Raw genomic sequence first — 20,675 nt, forward strand, 5'->3', positions numbered from 1 at the left:
CCTCCGGTTTAGGTTCATCGTGCGCGCCGAACCGATTGGCGTGCCCGCGCCGATCTGATAGCGCGATACCATGCCCGTTTCCGCCGCCGCCTCCGCCCGCGAAATCCTGACACGGCTGCACGATGTGATGGCCTCGCGCGCCGCGGCGCAGGGCAAGTTGAACTCGGTCGTCAACATCATCGGCGAGGCGCTGAACAGCGAGGTCTGCTCGATCTATCTGCTGCGTGAAGGCGTGCTCGAACTGTTCGCGACCCGCGGCCTGGCGCAGGAGGCGGTCCACGTCACCAAGCTGGCGCTGGGCGAGGGGCTGACCGGCACGATCGCGGCCAATGTCGAGACGCTCAACCTCGACGAGGCGGCGAGCCATCCCGACTTCGCCTACCGCCCCGAAACCGGCGAGGACCGGTTCCACAGCTATGCCGGCGTGCCGATCATCCGCAAGGAGCGCGCGGTCGGCGTGCTGGCGGTGCAGCACGCCGAACCGCGCAAATATGACGAAGTCGAGATCGAGGCGCTTCAGACGGTGGCGATGGTCCTCTCCGAACTGATCGCCAATGCCGGCCTGATCGATCCGGCGGGCGGCGGCGGTACCACCCGACCGCAATCGACCGCGACGGCGCGCGTGCCAGGGTTTAAGCTGGTCGAGGGCATGGCCGCGGGCGCCGCCGTCTTCCACCAGCCGCGCATCATCATCGAGCATACGGTCGCCGAGGATATCGAGGCCGAACGCCACCGCGTCTATGCCGCGTTCGACAAGATGCGCGAGCAGATCGACCGCATGACCAGCCAGGCCGAGTTCGGCGGTGGCGGCGAGCATGAGGAGGTCCTCGAGACCTACAAGATGTTCGCCTATGACGAAGGCTGGAGCCGCCGCATCAACGAGGCGATCGACAGCGGCCTGACCGCCGAGGCGGCGATCGAGCGCGTCCAGCAGCGCACCCGCATGCGCATGCGGCAGATCGACGATCCGCTGCTGCGCGACCGCATGCACGACCTGGAGGACCTGTCCAACCGGCTGCTGCGTATCGTCTCGGGCCAGCTCGGCACTGCGGCGCAATTGGGCCTGCGGCAGGATTCGATCCTGATCGCGCGCAACCTCGGCCCCGCCGAACTGCTCGAATATGACCGCCGGCGGCTCAAGGGCGTGATCCTCGAAGAGGGATCGCTGACCGCGCACGTCACCATCGTCGCCCGCGCGATGGGCGTTCCGGTGCTGGGCCGGGTCAAGGACGTCCGCCGGCTCATTGCGGAAGGTGATCGCCTGCTGGTCGATGTCACCGAAGATACGCTGATCATCCGGCCCACGGCCGCGATGGACGAAGCGTTCGAGGCCAAATTGCTGGTCACGCAGAAGCGCCGTGCCGCATTCGCCGCGCTCAAGAGCGAGGCGCCGGTCACCAGGGACGGGCATCGGCTGACGGTGATGGTCAATGCGGGGCTCCGCGACGACGTGGCCGCGCTCGACCTGACCGGTGCGGACGGCATCGGGCTGTTCCGCACCGAATTCCAGTTCCTGGTCTCCGCTACGTTGCCCCAGCGCGACAGTCAGCGGCGGCTGTACAAGGACGTGCTCGATGCCGCGGGCGAGCGGCCGGTCACCTTCCGCACCGTCGATATCGGCGGGGACAAGGCGCTGCCCTATCTCGACCATGACGAGAATGGCGATGAGGAGAATCCGGCGATGGGCTGGCGCGCGCTGCGGCTCGCGCTCGACCGCGAAGGCCTGATGAAGGTGCAGGCGCGCGCGCTGCTCGAGGCGTCGGCCGGACGCTCGCTCAACGTCATGTTCCCGATGGTCTCCGAACCCTGGGAGTTCGATCAGGCGCGTGCGCTGTTCGAGAGCCAGCGGGCGTGGCTGGAGGCGCGCGGGCATAAGTTGCCGATCCAGATCCGCTATGGCGCGATGCTGGAAGTTCCGGCGCTGGCCGAAGTGCTCGACCTGCTGCTGCCCAATCTCGATTTCCTGTCGGTGGGCACCAACGACCTGACCCAGTTCCTGTTCGCCGCCGACCGCGCGCACCCCAAGCTCGCAGTGCGCTACGACTGGCTCAGCCCGTCGATCCTGCGCTTCCTGCGCCGCGTGACGCTGGAGGCCGGCAATGCCGGCGTACCGCTCGCGGTGTGCGGCGAGATGGGCGGACGGCCGCTGGAGGCGATGGCGCTGATCGGGCTCGGCATCGACCGGTTGTCGATCACTCCCGCAGCGGTCGGACCGATCAAGGCGATGGTCCGATCGCTCGACCGCGCCGCGCTGGTCGCGGCGATGGGCGAGATGCTGGCGCGTCCGCCGCAGGACATGCGCGCGGCGCTGGAGCAATGGGCGGCCGATCACGGCGTCGAACTCGCCTGATTTGAGCCCGTTTTCCGCCTGCCAGCGTTGACAGCGGCAGGCGGGTGGTGGACACCCCCGCACGGCCTGCATCCCCCTGGCGAAACCCCAGTGCGACCGGAGAAAGATTGAATGGACGGCGAACCCGGCGAGAACCCGACGCTCTTCCCCGAGAAGGTCGGCGAAAAGCTGCGCGATGCGCGGCTGGCGCAGGGACTTGAACTATCCGATATAGCGTCGCGGACCCGCATCCCGCTGCGCCATCTGGAGGCGATCGAGACCTCCGACTATTCGGGTCTGCCCTCGCCGACCTATGCCATCGGTTTCGTCAAATCCTATGCCCGCGCGATCGGCGCGGACGAAGTAGCGCTGGCCCGCGAGCTGCGCGCCGAGACCTCAAGCATGTTCGCGGCGCGCGAAGCCTATGAAACCTACGACCCCGAGGATCCGGTGCGCGAGCCGTCGAGCGGCCTCGTCTGGGCCGGCGCGGTGATCGCGGTGCTGCTGCTCGCCGCGCTCGCGCTGTGGTACGGCACCGACCTGTTCCGCAGCAGCGGTACCCCGGAACCGGCACCGGCGCCGACCGAGACGCCGGCGGCCGCGCTGGAGAGCACGCCTTCGCCTGCCGCGGCGGCCGGCAACGGTCAGGTGACGCTCACCGCGACCCAGCCGGTCTGGCTGCGCATCTACGACGCGAGCGGAACGCGCCTGTTCGAGAAGGAAATGGCGGCGGGCGAACGCTACGACGTGCCGCAGAACGCCAATGGCCCGATGATCAACCTCGGCCGGCCGGAGTCGATCCGCGTTACCGTCAACGGCTCCGATGTCGCCCCGCTGGGCGCGCCCGGCCGTGCGATCAAGGACGTGCCGATCAGCGCCGCGGCGCTGCACGCGCGCGGCACGGGCGCAACGCCGGCCGCAGCACCGGCACCGGCCGCGACCACAACGCCCGCAACCCGGAACCAGCGGCCGCTTCCGCGAGCCTTCCAGCCCGCCTTCGATCCGCCCGCGCAGCCGGCCGCCGTCGATCCGCAGACTCCGGCGAGCGGAAACAGCGCCACGCCGTAAAGCGTGGCGACAGATTCGGCATGTGATGTATAAGGCGTTGAGGATGTTAGCGCCTGCGGGGATTTCGATGCGTTTGATTGGAAAGATGGCGTTGCTCGGCACGGCGGTGGCCGCGCTGGCGAGCGTTGCGGTGCCGGCAATGGCACAGACCAGCCGGGCTGCCGCCGGCGGCGGGATCGAGGGCCGGGTCGACCGGCTCGAGCGCGAGATGCGCGCGGTGCAGCGCAAGGTGTTCCCGGGCGGCGCGGGGCAGACGGTCGAGCCGCAGATCACCGCACCCGAACGCCCGGCCGGCGCGCCGGGCCTCCCCGCGACCAGCGCTGTCGCCGATCTCAACGCGCGGGTCAGCGCGGTGGAATCGCAGCTGTCGCAGATCACCGGAGAGGTCGAGCAGAGCCAGTACCGCCTGCGCCAGCTCGAGGAGGCATTCAACGCCTATCGACGCTCGACCGACGCGCGGTTGAAGGCCCTGGAGGCAGGCGCTGCGCCCGCCGAGGACGATGCGCCGGTGACCGGCACGCGTCCCGCGCCGACGCGCCCTGCGGTGGGCGGCCCCGCCACCCCCGCACCGACGACGCCTGCAGTGGCGGTCGACCGGCCCAAGAGCGAGGATCCCGCCGAGGACGGCTATGTCTATGGCTATCGCCTGTGGCAGGCCAAGCAATATGACAAGGCGATCCCGGAACTGCGCACGGTCGTCCAGAAATATCCCAAGCACCGCCGCGCCAGCTATTCGCAGAACCTGCTGGGCCGCGTGCTGCTCGACCAGGGCAAGCCGGCGCTCGCCGCCACGGCATTCTTCGAGAGCTATCAGAAGATGCCGAACGGCGAACGTGCGCCGGATTCGCTCTATTATCTCGCCCAGTCGCTGGTGAAGATGAAGAAGCCGGCGAGCGAGGTCTGCAAGGTCTATGACGAGCTGAATCAGGTCTATGGCGACCGCATCTCCGACGCGATGAAGAAAGATGTCGCCACCGGCCGCGCCGCCAGCAAGTGCAAGTGACGCGCTGAACCTGCCCGATCCGGAAGCGGTCGCGCGGTTCGCCGCCGGCCTCGACCGCCTGTTCGCGGAAGCGGCCGGCGAAAGCCTGCCTGCCGGCGCGACCATCGGCCTTGCGGTGTCGGGTGGCGCCGACAGCATGGCGATGCTGCTGCTCGCTGCGGCTGCCCTTCCCGGGCGCGTCGCCGCTGCGACGGTCGATCATGGCCTGCGCCCGGAAGCCGCGGATGAAGCGGCGCTGGTGGCGACGGTCTGCGCGCGGCTGGGCGTGCCGCATAGGACTCTGGCGCCGCTTGCTCCGATCACCGGGAGCAGCGTGCAGAAGGGCGCGCGCGAGGCACGCTATGCCGCGCTGGCGGCATGGATGGACGCGACCGGCGCCAGCGCATTGCTGACCGCCCATCATGCCGACGACCAGGCAGAAACGCTGCTGATGCGGCTCAATCGTGCATCCGGCGTGGCGGGGCTGAGCGGCATCCGGCCATGGCGGTTCGAGGGGGATCATCCGGTGCTGCGCCCGCTGCTGGCGTGGCGGCGCAGCGACCTGCGCGCGATGGTTGCGGCCGCGCGTGTGCCGTGGGTGGAAGACCCCTCCAATACCGATCCCCGCCACGACCGGACGCGGTTCCGCGATTTGCTGACCGGTCAGGCGCTGCTCGATCCCGCCGCGCTCGCCCGCTCCGCGGCCTATCTCGGCGAGGCTGAGGCCGCGCTCGACGCGCTCGCCGAAACGCTCCGCGCCGAGCGCTGGTCGCCGGGCAAGGGGCTGCTGCGCGCCGCCGGCCTGCCCCGCGAGATGCAGCGCCGTCTGGCGCGGGCCGCGATCGCGGAGCTGCGCAGCGCCAACGGAATCTCCGCCCCCGCCTTTTCGGATGCGGCCAATATCGAGGCGCTGCTCGACGCGCTGACGGCCGGAAAGGCCGCGACCCAGGCGGGCGTGCTGGTTTCGCCCGGGCACGACGGCCACTGGCATTTCACCCCCGCCCCGCCGCGCCGATCACTCTGATCGAAGCTGTTCCATTGCCATTAACCTGCCAGACCCTATCTTATCGGGGAATCATGGCACCGGAATCGGAATGAACGACAACGACAAGCAGCAGGGTCCCGACAACAACGGCGGCAATCCCTGGATGAAGAGCCTGCTGATCTGGGTAGGCATCCTCGCGGCGCTCGCGCTGTTCGTCTCGCTGATGAACCAGCCGAACCAGACCGCCGGATCGACGATTCCCTATTCGGCCTTCCTCGACAAGGTCCAGGAAGGATCGGTCAAGGACGTCAACGTCAGCCAGACGGTGATCACCGGCACGCTCACCAACGACACCAAGTTCCGCACCAACACGGTGCCCGATCCGCAGCTGATCCCCAAGCTGCGCGAAAAGGGCGTGACGATCAGCGCGCGGCCTGAGGAAGGCCCGTCGATCTGGATGTACATGCTGTACAACTCGCTGCCCTTCCTGCTCTTCCTCGGCATCGCCTTCTTCGTGCTGCGCCAGATGCAGAAGGGCTCGGGCTCGGGCGCGATGGGCTTCGGCAAGTCGCGTGCGCGGCTGCTGACCCAGAAGGAAGGCAAGGTTACCTTCGACGACGTCGCCGGCATCGACGAGGCGCGTGAGGAGCTGCAGGAGATCGTCGAATTCCTGCGCGACCCGACCAAGTTCGCCCGCCTCGGCGGCAAGATCCCCAAGGGTGCGCTGCTGGTCGGCTCGCCCGGCACCGGCAAGACGCTGCTCGCACGTGCCATTGCAGGCGAGGCGGGCGTGCCCTTCTTCACCATCTCCGGCTCGGACTTTGTCGAGATGTTCGTCGGCGTGGGCGCATCGCGCGTCCGCGATATGTTCGAACAGGCCAAGAAGTCGGCGCCGTGCATCGTCTTCATCGACGAAATCGACGCGGTCGGCCGCCATCGCGGCGCGGGCCTCGGCAACGGCAATGACGAGCGCGAGCAGACGCTGAACCAGCTGCTGGTCGAGATGGACGGGTTCGAGGCGAACGAAGGCATCATCATCATCGCCGCGACCAACCGCCCCGACGTGCTCGATCCGGCGCTGCTGCGCCCGGGCCGTTTCGACCGCCAGGTCGTGGTGCCGCGCCCCGACATCGAGGGCCGCGTCAAGATCCTGCAGGTCCATATGAAGAAGGTGCCGCTGGCACCCGACGTGGACGCGCGCACCATCGCGCGCGGCACGCCGGGCTTCTCGGGCGCCGATCTCGCCAACCTCGTCAACGAGGCGGCGCTGATGGCCGCGCGCAAGGGCAAGCGCCTGGTCGCGATGCAGGAGTTCGAAGAAGCCAAGGACAAGGTCATGATGGGCGCCGAGCGGCGTTCGATGGTAATGACCGACGACGAGAAGCGGATGACCGCCTATCACGAGGCCGGCCATGCCATCGTCTCGCTCCACGAGCCGGCGTCGGATCCGATCCACAAGGCGACGATCATCCCGCGCGGCCGGGCACTCGGCATGGTCATGCGCCTGCCCGAACGAGATTCGTACAGCTATCACCGCGACAAGATGTACGCGAACCTCGCCGTCTCGATGGGCGGCCGCGTCGCCGAAGAAATCATCTTCGGCTATGACAAGGTCTCTTCGGGCGCCTCGGGCGACATCCAGTACGCCACCGGCCTCGCCCGCGACATGATCACCAAATGGGGCATGTCCGACGCGCTCGGCCCGGTCGAATATTCGCAGCCCGAGGGCGAATCCTTCCTTGGCTATTCGGCCTCGCAGCCGCGGCACATGTCGAACGAGACCCAGCAGCTGATCGATCGCGAGATCAAGGCGACGGTCGAGGGCGGCCTGACCCGCGCGCGCGACGTGCTGACCGAGCATCTCGACCAGCTCCATACGCTGGCCGGCGCGCTGCTCGAGTACGAGACGCTGTCGGGCGAGGAGATCAAGAAGCTGCTCGCCGACGGCGATATCGGCCGGCCCGATCCGGCCGCGCCGCGCGGTCCGGTCGCAGCCGCGGGCACCTCGATCCCCAAGACACGGCGCCCCAAGGGCCCGTTCGGGAACCCGGCACCGCAAGGCGCCTGAACCCTGGGGATCCCGCTGGAAACGCTTCGGCCCGCGCGATGAGCGCGGGCCGTTTCGTTTTGGCGGGCCGCGCGCTGCGTCTTGACGGCGGTCTCTTTCCCCCCTCAAATCGCGGCAACCGACCCGCGCTGGGGGCGCTGGATCGGTTCCCAGAGGGTGAAGCGGGGGCGTGAATGAAGCGTTGGTGGCTGATTGCCGGTGCGGCTGTATTGATCCCGGCGACTGCGCAGGCGATGACCGTCGAGGAATTTCTGGTCAAGGCGCGCGCGCTCAAGGCCAAAGGGCCGCTCGCCCTCTTCTCGTCCGACCTCGGGCCGGTCAGGGCCGAGATCAAGTCGGTCGCGACCAGCTATCGCGCCGACCTGCGCGCCGATCACGCCGCTGGCCGCGCACCGCATAGCTGTCCGCCGCCCGAGGGCAGCGAGGCGGCGAAGATCAAGCCGGCCGACTTCCTTGCCGAGCTCGAGAGGATTCCCGCGCACCAGCGCTCGATGAGCATGAAGACCGCCTTCTATCTGATCATGAAACGCCGCTGGCCCTGCCCCGGCTAAGGGTCACCCCGACAGACCGAGGCCGAGCAGCAGGAGCAGGAAGAGCGGAAGGATCACCGCGATACAGACGAGCAGGATCGCGGTGCGCAGCAGCGCACTCCACCCGCGCAGGCGATAGGCCCCCTTCATCTGGAAGAAGATGTGCAGCGGCGGGACGATCATCGCGATCGTCGCGATGATGTTCCCGGCAAGCCCCAGCCCGCCCGCGATGGTCAGCACGATCGACAGCAGCGACATGAACGACAGCGAGTAGGTCACGAACACCGCGTGGTCGTAGCCCTTGTAGCGGCGCCTCCAGAAGAACAGCATCCATACGAACGGGATCGATAGCGGGATCAGCGCCCAGCTGAACTTGTAGCTGTTGGTCTGCAGCTTGTAGAGCGCGAGCCCGGGATTCTGGTTGGCCTTGTCGATCCCCTTGTCGATCCGCTTCCAGCCGGTCTTGAACCCCAGCCCCGTACCGCTGGTCTTGGCCAGATCGAGGGGGATACGCTTGATCTCGCTCAGATCCTTCGACAATCCGGCGATCTTGCGGTCGAGCCGCTGTGCGCGCTCGCTGCCCGGCTCGGCCCGCGCCCGCGCCTCGCGCGCATCGGCAAGATCGCTTTCGGTGTTCTCCCGGGCAAAGGCCAGCCCCGATTCGAACTGTGCGGCGGTGCCGACCTGCGTCGGCGCCGAAATGCCCATGATCTGGAGCACCGCGAACATCGTGAAGACCGAGAAGAGGAACATCGCCATCGGCGAGACGAAGCGTGCGCGCTCGCCATGGATGTAGCGCCGCGTCAACTCGCCGGGTCGAAGGGCAAGCATCGGCAAGGTGTTCCACAGCTTGCCCTCGAAATGGACGACGCCGTGCAGGATCTCGTGCCAGATCGCGCCGATCGTACGGTGGACATGCCCCGCCTGTCCGCAGCGATGGCAATAGGGGCCGGTCAGCGTGGTGCCGCAATTGAGGCATATGCCATCATGGCCGCCATGGCTTTCGCCACGATGACTCTCGACCGCGCGGCCCAATAGTGCCCCGCTCACGACTTCGCCGGCTGCGTCGAATTCCCCCATGAAAGCCCACCTAACAAAGAGCAAAAGCAGAGGCGATAGGGACTTTTGCATTGTGTCATGTTAGCCGCAGCGCATGGACACGATCGCCGAAACCTCGCCAACCGCCCTCATCGCCGAGCTGGGCGCCCGTGCCCGCACCGCCGCCGTGACGCTTGCGGGGCTGCCGGCGCCGGCCAAGGCACAGGGGTTGCGCGCCGCCGCCGCGGCGATCCGGGCCGATGCCGATGCGATCCTGGCCGCGAATGCACGCGATGTCGCAGCAGGTGAGGCGAACGGCCTCTCGGGCGCATTGCTCGACCGGCTGCGGCTCGACCCCGCCCGGCTCGAAGGCGCGGCGGCGGGCGTGGAAGCGGTCGCCGCACTCGCCGATCCGGTCGGCGAAATCATCAGCACCAGCGAACGGCCCAACGGCCTCCAGCTCAGCCGTGTGCGCGTGCCGATCGGGGTGATCGGCATCATCTATGAAAGCCGGCCCAACGTCACCGCCGACGCCGCGGCGCTCTGCGTGATGAGCGGCAATGCCGCGATTCTGCGCGGCGGGTCGGAGGCGGTGCACAGCAACCGCGCGATCCACGCCGCCTTCGCGCGCGGCCTTGCCGATGCCGGACTGCCCGAGGACGCCGTCCAGCTCGTCCCCACCACCGATCGTGCCGCCGTCGGCGCGATGCTCAAGGCCGACGGCGCGATCGATCTGGTCGTGCCGCGCGGCGGCAAGAGCCTGGTCGCACGCGTGCAGGAAGAGGCGCGCGTGCCCGTGCTCGCGCACCTCGACGGCATCAACCACACCTATATCGACGCCGCCGCCGACCCGGCGATGGCCCGCGACCTTGCGGTCAACGCCAAGATGCGCCGCACCGGCATCTGCGGCGCGACCGAAACGCTGCTGATCGACCATGGCTTTGCCGATCCCGCCCCGATCCTGTCGACGCTCGCCGACACCGGCTGCGAACTGCGCGGCGACGCCGATATCCGCGCGCTCGAACCGCGCGTGGTGGCTGCCAATGCCGAGGACTGGGACACCGAGTATCTCGATTCGATCCTGTCGGTGAAGCGGGTCGAGGGCGTCACGGGCGCGATGGCGCATATCGCCGCGCACGGATCGCATCATACCGATGCGATCGTCACCGAAGACGCCGCCACGGCCGAACGCTTCCTCAATGGCGTCGACAGCGCGATCGTGATGTGGAACGCCTCGACCCAGTTCGCCGATGGCGGCGAGTTCGGCCTGGGTGCCGAGATCGGCATCGCCACCGGCCGCCTCCACGCCCGCGGCCCGGTCGCGCTGGAAGGGCTGACGACCTATAAATGGGTGGTGCGCGGGACCGGCCAGATCCGCCCTTGAAACGCATCGGGATTCTCGGCGGGTCGTTCAATCCGGCGCATCGCGGGCACCGCGCGATCTCGCTCCACGCGCTCCGCGCGCTGGAGCTGGACGAGGTGTGGTGGATGGTCTCGCCCGGCAATCCGCTCAAGGAAGCCAAGGGCATGGCACCCTTCGCCGCGCGCATGGCGTCTGCCCGGGCAATGGCGAAGCACGCGCCGATCCGCCCCACCGCCGTCGAGCAGCGGCTCAAGACGCGCTACACCGTCGATACGCTGAGCAAGTTGCCGCTGCTCTACCCCAAGCACCAGTTCATCTGGCTGATGGGCGCCGACAATCTGGCGCAGTTCGATCAGTGGAAGGGCTGGCGGCGCATCGCGCAAAAGGTTGCGATTGCGGTGATCGCGCGGCCGGGTTATGATCGCGACGCCCATGCAAGTCCTGCGATGGGCTGGCTGCGGCGCTTCGTGCGGCCCGCAGGCCAGGCGAAGAACTGGACGAAGTGGAGTTTGCCGGCACTGGTGCTGTTGCGCTTCCGCCCCGACCCGACTTCGGCGACACGGCTTCGCGCCGCCGACCCTGCCTGGCACCGGCGCTATGCGCCGTCCCCACATCACCGCACGCGCGTCTCCGGACGCCAGGAGCAGACTTGAACGCATCGCCCCATGTTTCGCCTAGTCCCGAGCCTCAGGGTTCCCCGAACGAGGCCGAGGCTCTGCACAAGCTCGTCCTGACCTCGCTCGACGACGATCAGGCCGTGGAAACCGTCTCGATCCCGCTCGCGGGCAAGAGCAGCATCGCCGACTATATGGTCGTCGCCAGCGGCAAGTCGACGCGACAGGTCGCGTCGATGGCCAACAAGCTGGCGGAGAAGATCAAGGCCGAATTCGGCCGCAGCCCGCGGATCGAGGGGCTGCCGACGGCCGACTGGGTGCTGATCGACGCAGGCGATGTGATCGTCCATCTCTTCCGGCCCGAAGTGCGGACCTTCTACAATCTTGAGCGCATGTGGGCGTTCGGCGATACGCCTCCCGTCGGCAACGCCTGAGTTTCGCTTAGTGCGTTGCACCAGCCCGCTCCCCCGCCCGGCCATCCAACGCCAGTATCCTTTGGGTGGCCGGGCGGGGGAGCGGGCTGGTGCCGTAACCCGAACATAACCCCATGCTGCTGCATATCGTGGCGCGCGGGCGCATTGGGCGTGGGCCTGAGGCCGAGCTGGTCGAGCGCTACATGAAGCGCGTGACCTGGCCCCACAGGATAACCGAAATGCCCGACACCGGCGGCAAACTGCCCGAGCTGGCGCCGGGTACGCGCCGGGTGATGCTCGACGAGAAGGGCGAGAACCTGCCCTCGCGGGTGCTCGCCGAACGGCTGCAGGCGTGGCGCGACGACGGGGTGCGCGAGACGCGTTTCCTGATCGGTGCGGCGGACGGGTTCGGCGATGCGGAACGCGCCGAGGCCGATCTGCTGATCGCGTTTGGCCGCGCGACCTGGCCGCATCTGATGGCGCGCGCGATGCTCGCCGAGCAATTGTGGCGCGCAACCAGCATCCTCGCCAACCACCCCTATCATCGCGAGGGCTAGGATGCGCCGGGCGCTGATCGCCGCAGCCATCGTCGCGCTTGCAGCTGCAGGGGTAAGCGCGCTTCCCGCGCAGACCGATCTCGCGGCGCAACAGGGGCAGCTCAAGGCCGCAAACAAGGCTGCGAAGGACGCCGAGGCGCGCGCCCGTCAGCTCCAGCAGGCGGCAGCCAATGAACGCGACGAAGCGCGCCGCGCCAAGGTGCGCGAGGCCGCCGTCGCCGCCAGCATCGCGGCAGCGGAAGCGCAGATCGCGGCTGCCCAGGCACGCACCGCGATCGTCGACCGGTTGCTGACCGGACAGCACAAGCGGCTGGAGGCGCAGCAAGGGCCGATCGCGCGCCTGATTGCCGCGCTCCAGTCGCTTGCACGCCGCCCCGCCATGCTGGGGTTGCTCCAGCCCGGGTCGACCGCGGACATCGTCCATGTCCGTGCGGTGCTGGGCGGCGTCGCCCCGATCGTGCGCGAACGCAGCGCCGGGATACGGACCGAGATCGCGCGCACCCGCCGCCTGCGCGAGGGCGCACAGATCGCCGCACGCAGCTTGCGCGACGGCCGCGAGCGGCTGGAGACCGAACGGCTGGCGCTGGTGCAGATGCAGGCCAGCCACCGGCTGCGCGCTACCGGCTACCGGCGCGAGGCGATGGTCGAATCGGATCGTGCGCTCGCGCTGGGCGAGCAGGCACGCGACCTTGTCGAACTGATGGATACGCTGGGTGCGGCGGCGGAAACGCGCGAGGCGCTGGAAGCCCTTCCCGGCCCGTTGCCTCGCCCGGGCGCAGGGAATGCGGAGGCGGATCCGCCCCCGGCGCGCGCCGTGCCGCAGGGGCCGCCGCCTTACCGGCTGCCGGTCGCAGGCAGCCTTGTCACCGGGCTGGGCGAAGTTTCCGAGGCCGGCGTGCGCGCACGCGGCCTGACGCTTTCGACCTGGGCCGGTGCGCAGGTCGTCGCGCCCGCGGCTGGCCGCGTGGTCTATGCCGGGCGCTTTCGCGGCTATGGCAATATCGTGATCCTCGACCATGGCGGCGGCTGGACCTCGCTGATCGCCGGGCTTGACCGGGTGCTGGTCCGCGTCGGCGACGCCCCGGTGCAGGGCACCCCGCTCGGCAGCGCGCCCAAGGGCGCAGCGCCGCGCATCACGGTCGAACTGCGCCGCAAGGGCGACGCGGTCGATCTCGCCCAATTGCTCGATTGATGCACCTTAGTCAGACGGCGCCGGCCATCAGTCGGGTGAACAGCGTCTCACGCTGTTCAGGCCATGCCGGGGGCATGGCCGACCCGATGATCCCCGCCCGATCACCCAGCGCCAGCATCCTATGGGTGGCCGGGCGGGGGAGCGGGCCGGCGCCGCAAGCCAACAAGACGCCCCACCCTTGCCGCTTTGCGGCCACGGCTTTCCGGTCTATCCTGTCTCCAAGCATCGCTCAGGAAGTTTGCGTATGATCCGTCCCATCCTTCAGGTCACCGCCGCGGTCGGCGCGCTCGCGCTGATCCCCGTCACCACCGGCGCCATGGCCAGCGTCGATACCTCCAGCTATCGCGAGCTCGATGCCTTCATGGACGTCTATGCCCGCGTGAAGGCCGATTATGTCGAGCAGGTCGACGACAAGACGCTGATCAAGGGCGCGATCGACGGCATGCTCGCCAGCCTCGATCCGCACAGCTCCTATGTCGATGCGCTGGCGTTCGACAACATGCGCCTCGCCACCGACGGCAATTATGGCGGCCTCGGCCTGTCGGTCACGATGGAGGACGGCGCGGTCAAGGTGGTCACGCCAACCGAGGATACGCCCGCCTGGCGCGCAGGCATCAAGTCGGGCGACTTCATCACCCATCTCGACGGCAAGCTGATCTATGGCGGCACGCTGGACGAGGCGATCAGCCAGATGCGCGGCGAGCCGGGCACCAAGATCACCGTCCGCATCGTCCGCCCCGGCCGCGACAAGCCGTTCGACGTCACCCTGACTCGCGAGACCATCGTCCAGAAGGCGGTCAAGTGGGAGGTCAAGGACGGCATCGGCATCCTCAACATCAACACGTTCAGCGCCACCACCGCGGCGGACATGCGCGCCGGCATCGCGGCGATCGAGAAGCAGCTGGGCGGCAAGCCCAAGGGCTATGTCATCGACCTGCGCGCCAATGGCGGCGGCCTGCTCAACCAGGCGATCGAAGTGACCGACGCCTTCCTGTCGCACGGCGAGATCGTCTCGCAGCGCGGCCGCGACAAGGCGGATATCGAACGCTGGTACGCCAAGGCCGACGACCTCGCCCGCGGGCTCCCGCTGGTCGTGCTGGTCGATGCCGGCACCGCTTCGGCGTCGGAGATCGTCGCCGGCGCGCTGCAGGATCATCACCGTGCGCTGGTGCTGGGCGAGAAGACCTTCGGCAAGGGATCGGTGCAGACCCTGCTCCAGCTCGGCCCGCGCACCGCGCTGCGGCTCACCACCGCACGCTATTACACGCCCTCGGGCCGTTCGGTGCAGGAAGGCGGAATCGAGCCCGATCTGCAGGTGCCGCAGCTCACCGATGCCGATTACAAGTCGCGGCCGGTGTTCCGCGAGGCGGACCTTCGCCGCCACCTGATCAACGAGACCAAGGTCGACAATTCGGTTCTCGAAGAGGACACCAAGACCGATCCGCGCTTCGCCGCGACGATCGACGAGCTCAAGAAGAAGGGGGTCGAGGACTTCCAGCTTCATTATGCGCTGCAGACCATCGCTCGTACTGCCGCGCCCACGCGCATGGCCGAAGGCGGCGGAGCGCCCAAGGCCGGCAGCAAGCGCTGAGATAGGCAGACACATGGCACCCCGTCGCACCGCGCAGGCGCTCGCCCTGCTCATCCCGCTCGGCCTGATCGGCGGCGCGCTCTACAGCCAATATGTCGGCGGGCTGTTCCCGTGCGAGATGTGCATGTGGCAGCGCTACCCGCATTATGCGGCGATCGCGCTGGCCGCCCTGTCCTTCGCGGCGAAGCCGGTGCGCGGCCTGCTGGTGTGGCTCGCCACGATCGGCATCGCGATCAGCGGTGCGATCGGCGCCTTCCATGCCGGGGTCGAGTATAAATGGTGGGAGGGGCTCACCCAGTGCGCCACCACCTTCGGCAGTGGCGGCAATGCGCTCGATGCGATCATGAATGCCCCCCTGGTGCGCTGTGACGTCGCGCCCTGGCATTTCCTCGGCATTTCGCTGGCCGGATGGAACGCGATCCTCTCGCTGGGCGGGGCACTGGTGATCGCCGTGCTGCTGCTGAAGCGGCAACGCCGATGAGGTGGAAGCCGGGCGATCGCCGTGCGGACACGCGCTCGATGATCCGGGTCGATCAGGCGGGCGAATATGGCGCGACGCGCATCTATGCCGGGCAGCTCGCCGTGATGGGCGACCGCCACGACATGGCGCGCGCGATTTCGGGCATGGCGAACCAGGAAGAACGGCACCGCGCCTTCTTTGATGCGTTGATTGCCGAGCGTGGCGTGCGGCCGACGGCGCTGCAGCCGGTGTGGAACGTCGCGGGCTTCGCGCTGGGCGCGGCGACCGCGGCGCTCGGCCCGGCGGCGGCGATGGCCTGTACCGCGGCGGTGGAGACCGAGATCGACCTCCACTATCAGGAACAGCTCGCGGCGCTGGGATCGAGCGATCCGGTGCTGTCGGATGCGGTGGCCGAGTTCCGCGCCGAAGAGCTGGAGCATCGCGATTCGGCGCTGGCCGCGGGTGCGGAGACTGCACCGGCCTATCCGCTGCTCGCGGGTGCGATCCGGCTGGCGTGCAAGGCTGCCATTGCGGTCTCGAAACGGATATAGGGCGTTGGGGGTTACGGAGTTGACGATGACGAAAACGATCCTGCTGGGCCTGACCCTCGCCGCCGCGCCGCTTGCGGCGCCGCTTCCCACGCTAGCGCAGAACGCGGCGCAGAATGGCGTGCTCGTCATCTATGGCGACGACAAATGCCCGACCAATGCCGATGGCGATGAAGTGGTGATCTGTGTCCGCCGTCCCGCCGAGGAGCGTTTCCGCATCCCCAAGGAGCTGCGCGACCAGGAGGTCACCCCGCAGAATGAAAGCTGGGCGGTGCGCCAGCAGGGCGCGATGAGCGTCGGCGACACCGGCATCGGCAGCTGCTCGGCGGTGGGGCCGGGCGGCGGCATCGGTTGCTCGACCCGCGATATTCAGGCGGGCAAGGCCGAAGCCGATGCGCGCAGGCGGGCCGAGAAGGTTCTGCCCGACTGATCGCAGCCGCAGGACGCGCTGTACTGACAGCAATGTAAATGACTGGACGCGCGCTGCGGAGTGCGTAAGCTGCCCGAAAAACCGGGAGAGGCTCATGATCCGCACCGCCGCCGTGCTGCTCGTCTTCGCGTCATCTGCCTATGCCAAGACGATCGACGTCCCCGCCGGCCCCAATGCGCAGGAACGGCTTCAGGAGGCGCTGCTCGACGCCAAGCCGGGGGACATCGTCCAGATCGGCCCGGGCCGGTTCGACCTGACCGACGGCCTCAGTCTCGACGTCGACAAGGTGACGGTGCGCGGCGCCGGGCCGGACAAGACCGTGCTGAGCTTCAAGGGTCAGCTCGGCGCGGGCGAAGGCCTGCTCGTCACGTCGGACGATGTCGTGTTGCGCGGCTTCGCGGTCGAGGACAGCAAGGGCGACGGGATCAAGTCCAAGGGGGCGAACCGCATCGTCTACAAGGATATCCGCGTCGAATGGACCGGCGGACCCAAGGCGACCAACGGCGCGTACGGCGTCTATCCCGTCTCCAGCCACACCATTCTGGTCGACGGCGTGACGGTGAAGGGCGCATCGGACGCCGGCATCTATGTCGGCCAGTCCGAACGGATCGTCGTGCGCAACTCGACCGTCTCGCAGAATGTCGCCGGGATCGAGATCGAGAACAGCAACATGGCCGACGTCCATGGCAATATCGCCACCGGCAACACCGGCGGCATCCTGGTATTCGATCTGCCTAATCTTCCCCGCATGAACGGCGGCGGGGTGCGTGTGTTCGGCAACAAGGTGTTCGCCAACGATACCCCGAACTTCGCGCCCAAGGGCAATATCGTCGCGACCGTGCCCAAGGGCACCGGCGTGCTGGTGATGGCCAATGACGGCGTCCATGTCTTCGACAACGACCTGTCCGAGAACGCGACCGCCAACGTCATGATCATCTCCTACCGTCCGAAGTTCGAGGACGCGAAGTACAACCCCTATCCGCGCCGGATCATCGTCTCGGGCAACCGCCATGGCCGCGCGGGCTTTGCGCCCGACGTGCCCGGCGGCGGGTTCCTGACCGCGGCATTTGGCGGCCATGCTCCGCCGGTCTGGTGGGACGGCACCGGCAAGGTCTCCGAACTCGGGCTGCGTGTCTCGGACCCGGTACCGGTTCTTGGCCTCGGCCTGGCGCTTGGCGCATCGACCGACAGCGCCAAACCGTCCAAGGTCGAACTGAATGGCGCCGACGTGCCGCAACCCGCTGCGGTGGTGCTGCCGCCGGAGATGGAGGCCGCCGCGAAGTGAAACGCCTCGGCGCGGCGCTGCTCGGGCTTGCGGTGCTCGGCTTCGCCGCCGCCGCGGCGCGCCCCTCGCCGCACGTCAACGACGCGGCGATCACCGCGGACGGCTATCCGGCGAAGCTTTCCGACTATGGTTTCTTCGCCGACCTGACCCGGCGCACGCCCGCGCCACGCGTGGCGGGCTACGACCTCGAGACCGCGCTCTTCTCCGACTATACGGTCAAACAGCGCTTCATCTACGTCCCCGCCGGCGCGAAGGCCGCCTATGATCCTGGCAAGGCGTTCGACTTCCCGGTCGGCAGCGCCCTCATCAAGACCTTCGGCTATGGCAAGGGCGCGGCGTTCAAGCCGCTTGAAACCCGCCTGCTGCTGCGCCGCGCCTCGGGTTGGGTCGCGATCCCCTATGTCTGGAATGCCGAGGGTAATGATGCGGTGCTGAAGCGTGCCGGTACGCGGCTGACCGTGGCCTTTACCGATCCGTCGGGCAAGCCGCGCGAGATCAGCTACGCCGTGCCCAACCAGAACCAGTGCAAGGATTGTCACGCGCTCTCCGGCCAGATCACGCCGATCGGTCCCAAGGCGCGCTACCTCAACCATGGCGGCCAGCTCCAGAAGCTCGTCGCCGCCGGCTTGCTCGACCGCGCTCCTGTCGACGCCCCGCGCGTCGCCCGCTGGGACGATCCCAAGGCCCCGCTCGAGGCCCGCGCCCGCGCCTATCTCGAGATCAACTGCGCGCATTGTCATAATCCGGCGGGCGCAGCGTCCAACTCCGGCCTGTTCCTCGAGCTCGACCGCAAGGAGGCGGTGACGATCGGGATCGGCAAGCGCCCGGTCGCCGCGGGGCGTGGCAGTGGCGGGCGCGAGTTCGCTATTGCGCCCGGCGACGCGGAGGCATCGATCCTGATCTATCGCCTGCGCAGCACCGATCCGGGCATCGCGATGCCCGAACTCGGCCGCGCAACCGCGCATGACGAGGGAATTGCCTTGCTCTCGCAATGGATCGACTCGATGCCCGCGCCTCAAACCCAAAACCGTTGAACGTCACCAACTCGGGTGGCTGATGCTTTGACTCGGCAACCGATCGCGCACAGGCTGCGTTTCAGCGGATTATGTGCCTGGCGTTTTCTGACCCTGCCTTCGTGGCGCACACTGTGCCTATACCGGCACCGCCAAACCCTGCCGTCGACAGATCGGGCCGATGCGGCTGACAGATGGCTCCGCCGTGTCCCCCGTGGGGGATGGCATGGCGGAAATGCCGATCGCTCAGGTCCGCGCCGCCACTCGCCATCTCGCCGAGTTGCAGACCAGCCTGCTCGCGCATGGCGTTCGTGTGTTCGGCGGCCGGATCGACAGGTTCATCATCTACACGCTGGCGGCGCGGGTGACGGGCCTGTCGGATTCGGAGGCGGCGGTGATGGTCCCCACCTCCGCGCACGCGCTCGCCGCATCGCTGGGACGTCCCTATGAAACGATCCGCCGGCATGTGAACGCGCTGATCGACGACGGGCTGTGCGTCCGGCGCGGCAATCGTATCCACGTCACCGCCGAGGGGCTCCGGCGTCCGCGAATCGCACACCTGCTGCGTTGGGCGCACGATTGCTTCGTGCGCTTCGTGGAGGATCTGGCCACCGCCGGTGAGACTTTGCCACCGCCGCGACTCGGGGCGCCGTACGAGATGGCGAACGGCGTGCGCACGGCGGTCGACATCATGCTTGCGGTGCTCCAGACCAACCGCGACAGGCACGCCGGCTGGCTCGATCTGATCCTCTTCTCCACCGTGGTCGCCGCGAATTGCCGCGGCAACCGGGTCGGCGACCCGCTTAGCCGCGCCGACAGACCGGTTTCGTCACGAATGGTGGCACGGATGATCGGGGTAACGCCGGTCACCGCTCGCCGGCATCTGTCGGCGATGACCGTGACCGGTCAGATCGTCCGTACCCGCGGCGGATTTCGCGTCAGCAGCGCCTGGCTCGCGCATCCGGCCGCGCAGGCGGTGAGCGACGCCAGCCTTCAGAATATCCGCCGCCTCCTGGGCGGCCTCGCCGCTCAGGGCTTTCCGTTCGACGCACCCGCGCGCGCCTACCTTGCCGCGCGGCCGCCCTTCACGCCGATCCGGTAGGGATCCGTCAGGGTTTGGGCTGCTTGAGCTTCGCCAGCGCGGCGAACGGCCCGGCCTCTTCCTCGCTCAGCACCCCGGCCTCGCGCAGCGCTGCCGCGGCGCCCGGGCTGCGCGGAAACGGATCGAGCGCCAGCGCCAAGGTTTCCGCCGCCGCCTCGCCCAGATCGATCGCGCCGCCGGTGTAGAAGACCGTATCGCAATCGTCTTCGCTGAGTTCGATCTCGTCCGTGCGCTCATCCCCTTCAGGAACGAAGCGGATCGCGAAATCCTCCTCGATCTTCGCCGGAACCGGATCGCCGGTGACGCTGCACGGCTGGACCACTGCACCCGACAGATGTCCGCGCGCGATGATCCCCGCCGCGTCGGTCCGGATCGCGAAATCGGCAGCGAGCTTGTCGATTGCGATCAGCCCGAAGCGGCGCGCCAGCGCGCTGCGTTCGGTGGCATCGGCCTCGACGCGCACCCGGCTTTCGCCCGCCCCGATCGTGTCGAGCCGCTGAGGCCGGGAGAATTCGGGGGTGACAGCCGGACTCACGGGTCGAGGCGCCCGGCCATCAGCGCGTCGAGCTCGACCTGCGCCAGCGCCGCATGAAGCGTGCGCAATTCGCCCGCGCTGTGCGCCAGCGCGGCTTCGCCCGGATCCTCGGCGCGATAGAGGTTGCGCAGCAGCGCGTCCTCGATTGGCTCGGTCCCCGTCACCAGCGCGTCGCGATAGGCACCCAGCCGCCCGCCGAGCAGCCCCATCATCTTGCCCATCCGCTTGCCGACCACGACATCGCCGACGCCGAATTGGCGCAACTGGCCGTCCATGTCGTCGACGAAACACTCGATCAGCCGCGCGATCGTCTCCGCCGCCGCCGGCTCGGCCTCCAGCCGCAGCAGCACCACCGCGAGCACGCTTGCGATCGTGTCGAAGCGGCCGTTGACCGTATCGGGCACCGCGCCCGCCTGATACCAATGCGGCTCGCGTCCGCGCGCCACGACGGCCTGATAGAGCGCCGCCGCGGGATTTTCCGCCTTGCGTCCGGCCAGCCGTTGCCACAATCCCATGTTCATATGCTCCACCCGCCCGCGCGACTTGTTTGCGCGGGCGCGGGCGCATATTGA

21 protein-coding genes are annotated in these 20,675 nt (G+C 68.3%); 18 read left to right on the plus strand and 3 right to left on the minus strand.

The window, feature by feature from the left end; all coding sequences use genetic code 11:
- Positions 1-70 precede the first annotated feature (70 nt).
- The 6 genes from ptsP to AC07TU_RS01475 all read left to right on the plus strand — a co-directional run bounded on the left by ptsP (position 71) and on the right by AC07TU_RS01475 (position 7,983).
- On the plus strand, positions 71-2,350 hold the full coding sequence (gene ptsP, locus AC07TU_RS01450) for a phosphoenolpyruvate--protein phosphotransferase (protein ID WP_495186138.1): 2,280 nt from the start codon (positions 71-73) through the stop codon (positions 2,348-2,350).
- Positions 2,351-2,461: 111 nt separating this feature from the next.
- On the plus strand, positions 2,462-3,397 hold the full coding sequence (locus AC07TU_RS01455) for a helix-turn-helix domain-containing protein (protein WP_495186139.1): 936 nt from the start codon (positions 2,462-2,464) through the stop codon (positions 3,395-3,397).
- Between the two features lie 67 nt (positions 3,398-3,464).
- Positions 3,465-4,400, plus strand: coding sequence for a tetratricopeptide repeat protein (locus AC07TU_RS01460; protein WP_495186140.1), 936 nt, complete (start codon positions 3,465-3,467; stop codon positions 4,398-4,400).
- Positions 4,363-5,403 (plus strand): tRNA lysidine(34) synthetase TilS, encoded by a 1,041-nt coding sequence (gene tilS, locus AC07TU_RS01465; RefSeq protein WP_495186141.1) that lies wholly within the window; start codon positions 4,363-4,365, stop codon positions 5,401-5,403. Before AC07TU_RS01460 ends, tilS begins: the two co-directional genes overlap by 38 nt.
- Before the next feature lie 70 nt (positions 5,404-5,473).
- Positions 5,474-7,432: an ATP-dependent zinc metalloprotease FtsH gene (gene ftsH, locus AC07TU_RS01470; protein ID WP_495186142.1), complete on the plus strand. Its 1,959-nt coding sequence runs from the start codon at positions 5,474-5,476 to the stop codon at positions 7,430-7,432.
- 173 nt (positions 7,433-7,605) lie between these two features.
- Positions 7,606-7,983, plus strand: coding sequence for a hypothetical protein (locus tag AC07TU_RS01475; protein WP_495186143.1), 378 nt, complete (start codon positions 7,606-7,608; stop codon positions 7,981-7,983).
- Between the two features lie 3 nt (positions 7,984-7,986).
- On the opposite strand, the gene AC07TU_RS01480 is transcribed toward AC07TU_RS01475, so the two are convergent.
- Positions 7,987-9,042, minus strand: a complete 1,056-nt coding sequence (locus AC07TU_RS01480; protein WP_495186144.1) for a DUF3667 domain-containing protein — start codon at positions 9,040-9,042, stop codon at positions 7,987-7,989.
- Between the two features lie 73 nt (positions 9,043-9,115).
- Here AC07TU_RS01480 and AC07TU_RS01485 point away from each other — a divergent pair, with 73 nt between their 5' ends.
- The 12 genes from AC07TU_RS01485 to AC07TU_RS01540 all read left to right on the plus strand — a co-directional run bounded on the left by AC07TU_RS01485 (position 9,116) and on the right by AC07TU_RS01540 (position 19,568).
- Positions 9,116-10,384, plus strand: a complete 1,269-nt coding sequence (locus AC07TU_RS01485; RefSeq protein ID WP_495186145.1) for a glutamate-5-semialdehyde dehydrogenase — start codon at positions 9,116-9,118, stop codon at positions 10,382-10,384.
- The gene (locus tag AC07TU_RS01490) at positions 10,381-11,016 is read left to right on the plus strand and encodes a nicotinate-nucleotide adenylyltransferase (RefSeq protein WP_495186146.1); all 636 of its coding nucleotides are present in this window, start codon (positions 10,381-10,383) and stop codon (positions 11,014-11,016) included. The genes AC07TU_RS01485 and AC07TU_RS01490 overlap by 4 nt, the downstream gene beginning before the upstream one ends.
- Positions 11,013-11,411 (plus strand): ribosome silencing factor, encoded by a 399-nt coding sequence (gene rsfS / locus AC07TU_RS01495; protein WP_066572243.1) that lies wholly within the window; start codon positions 11,013-11,015, stop codon positions 11,409-11,411. Before AC07TU_RS01490 ends, rsfS begins: the two co-directional genes overlap by 4 nt.
- 113 nt (positions 11,412-11,524) lie before the next feature.
- Positions 11,525-11,947: a 23S rRNA (pseudouridine(1915)-N(3))-methyltransferase RlmH gene (locus AC07TU_RS01500; RefSeq protein ID WP_495186147.1), complete on the plus strand. Its 423-nt coding sequence runs from the start codon at positions 11,525-11,527 to the stop codon at positions 11,945-11,947.
- A gap of 1 nt (position 11,948) precedes the next feature.
- Positions 11,949-13,139, plus strand: coding sequence for a murein hydrolase activator EnvC family protein (locus AC07TU_RS01505; RefSeq protein ID WP_495186148.1), 1,191 nt, complete (start codon positions 11,949-11,951; stop codon positions 13,137-13,139).
- 244 nt (positions 13,140-13,383) lie between these two features.
- Positions 13,384-14,730: a S41 family peptidase gene (locus tag AC07TU_RS01510; protein WP_495186149.1), complete on the plus strand. Its 1,347-nt coding sequence runs from the start codon at positions 13,384-13,386 to the stop codon at positions 14,728-14,730.
- A 13-nt stretch (positions 14,731-14,743) separates the two neighbouring features.
- A complete protein-coding gene (locus AC07TU_RS01515) occupies positions 14,744-15,211 on the plus strand; it encodes a disulfide bond formation protein B (protein WP_495186150.1) in 468 nt (155 codons plus the stop codon).
- Positions 15,208-15,741, plus strand: a complete 534-nt coding sequence (locus AC07TU_RS01520) for a demethoxyubiquinone hydroxylase family protein (RefSeq protein WP_495186151.1) — start codon at positions 15,208-15,210, stop codon at positions 15,739-15,741. Before AC07TU_RS01515 ends, AC07TU_RS01520 begins: the two co-directional genes overlap by 4 nt.
- Before the next feature lie 25 nt (positions 15,742-15,766).
- Positions 15,767-16,168 carry a hypothetical protein gene (locus AC07TU_RS01525; RefSeq protein ID WP_495186152.1) on the plus strand — a complete coding sequence of 134 codons (402 nt, stop codon included), beginning with the start codon at positions 15,767-15,769 and terminating at the stop codon, positions 16,166-16,168.
- A gap of 94 nt (positions 16,169-16,262) precedes the next feature.
- Entirely contained in the window at positions 16,263-17,453 is a 1,191-nt protein-coding gene (locus tag AC07TU_RS01530; RefSeq protein ID WP_495186153.1) for a parallel beta-helix domain-containing protein, read from the plus strand.
- On the plus strand, positions 17,450-18,487 hold the full coding sequence (locus AC07TU_RS01535; RefSeq protein ID WP_495186154.1) for an SO2930 family diheme c-type cytochrome: 1,038 nt from the start codon (positions 17,450-17,452) through the stop codon (positions 18,485-18,487). Before AC07TU_RS01530 ends, AC07TU_RS01535 begins: the two co-directional genes overlap by 4 nt.
- Before the next feature lie 205 nt (positions 18,488-18,692).
- Entirely contained in the window at positions 18,693-19,568 is an 876-nt protein-coding gene (locus AC07TU_RS01540; protein WP_495186155.1) for a hypothetical protein, read from the plus strand.
- A gap of 7 nt (positions 19,569-19,575) precedes the next feature.
- Here AC07TU_RS01540 and AC07TU_RS01545 read toward each other — a convergent pair whose 3' ends face one another.
- Both AC07TU_RS01545 and AC07TU_RS01550 read right to left on the minus strand, forming a co-directional pair.
- A complete protein-coding gene (locus AC07TU_RS01545) occupies positions 19,576-20,103 on the minus strand; it encodes a YceD family protein (RefSeq protein WP_495186156.1) in 528 nt (175 codons plus the stop codon).
- Positions 20,100-20,618, minus strand: coding sequence for a ubiquinol-cytochrome C chaperone family protein (locus tag AC07TU_RS01550; RefSeq protein ID WP_495186157.1), 519 nt, complete (start codon positions 20,616-20,618; stop codon positions 20,100-20,102). Before AC07TU_RS01550 ends, AC07TU_RS01545 begins: the two co-directional genes overlap by 4 nt.
- Positions 20,619-20,675: the final 57 nt, after the last annotated feature.

The organism is Sphingomonas sp. GW821-FHT03E12 (assembly GCF_059420685.1).

Excerpts from the sequence above, each read along its gene's own strand:
- ptsP (WP_495186138.1), top strand. The coding sequence starts at position 71 with ATGCCCGTTTCCGCCGCCGCCTCCGCCCGCGAAATCCTGACACGGCTG.
- AC07TU_RS01455 (WP_495186139.1), top strand. The coding sequence starts at position 2,462 with ATGGACGGCGAACCCGGCGAGAACCCGACGCTCTTCCCCGAGAAGGTC.
- AC07TU_RS01460 (WP_495186140.1), top strand. The coding sequence starts at position 3,465 with ATGCGTTTGATTGGAAAGATGGCGTTGCTCGGCACGGCGGTGGCCGCG.
- tilS (WP_495186141.1), top strand. The coding sequence starts at position 4,363 with ATGTCGCCACCGGCCGCGCCGCCAGCAAGTGCAAGTGACGCGCTGAAC.
- ftsH (WP_495186142.1), top strand. The coding sequence starts at position 5,474 with ATGAACGACAACGACAAGCAGCAGGGTCCCGACAACAACGGCGGCAAT.
- AC07TU_RS01475 (WP_495186143.1), top strand. The coding sequence starts at position 7,606 with ATGAAGCGTTGGTGGCTGATTGCCGGTGCGGCTGTATTGATCCCGGCG.
- AC07TU_RS01480 (WP_495186144.1), bottom strand. The coding sequence starts at position 9,042 with ATGGGGGAATTCGACGCAGCCGGCGAAGTCGTGAGCGGGGCACTATTG.
- AC07TU_RS01485 (WP_495186145.1), top strand. The coding sequence starts at position 9,116 with ATGGACACGATCGCCGAAACCTCGCCAACCGCCCTCATCGCCGAGCTG.
- AC07TU_RS01500 (WP_495186147.1), top strand. The coding sequence starts at position 11,525 with ATGCTGCTGCATATCGTGGCGCGCGGGCGCATTGGGCGTGGGCCTGAG.
- AC07TU_RS01505 (WP_495186148.1), top strand. The coding sequence starts at position 11,949 with ATGCGCCGGGCGCTGATCGCCGCAGCCATCGTCGCGCTTGCAGCTGCA.
- AC07TU_RS01510 (WP_495186149.1), top strand. The coding sequence starts at position 13,384 with ATGATCCGTCCCATCCTTCAGGTCACCGCCGCGGTCGGCGCGCTCGCG.
- AC07TU_RS01515 (WP_495186150.1), top strand. The coding sequence starts at position 14,744 with ATGGCACCCCGTCGCACCGCGCAGGCGCTCGCCCTGCTCATCCCGCTC.
- AC07TU_RS01520 (WP_495186151.1), top strand. The coding sequence starts at position 15,208 with ATGAGGTGGAAGCCGGGCGATCGCCGTGCGGACACGCGCTCGATGATC.
- AC07TU_RS01525 (WP_495186152.1), top strand. The coding sequence starts at position 15,767 with ATGACGAAAACGATCCTGCTGGGCCTGACCCTCGCCGCCGCGCCGCTT.
- AC07TU_RS01530 (WP_495186153.1), top strand. The coding sequence starts at position 16,263 with ATGATCCGCACCGCCGCCGTGCTGCTCGTCTTCGCGTCATCTGCCTAT.
- AC07TU_RS01540 (WP_495186155.1), top strand. The coding sequence starts at position 18,693 with ATGGCGGAAATGCCGATCGCTCAGGTCCGCGCCGCCACTCGCCATCTC.
- AC07TU_RS01550 (WP_495186157.1), bottom strand. The coding sequence starts at position 20,618 with ATGGGATTGTGGCAACGGCTGGCCGGACGCAAGGCGGAAAATCCCGCG.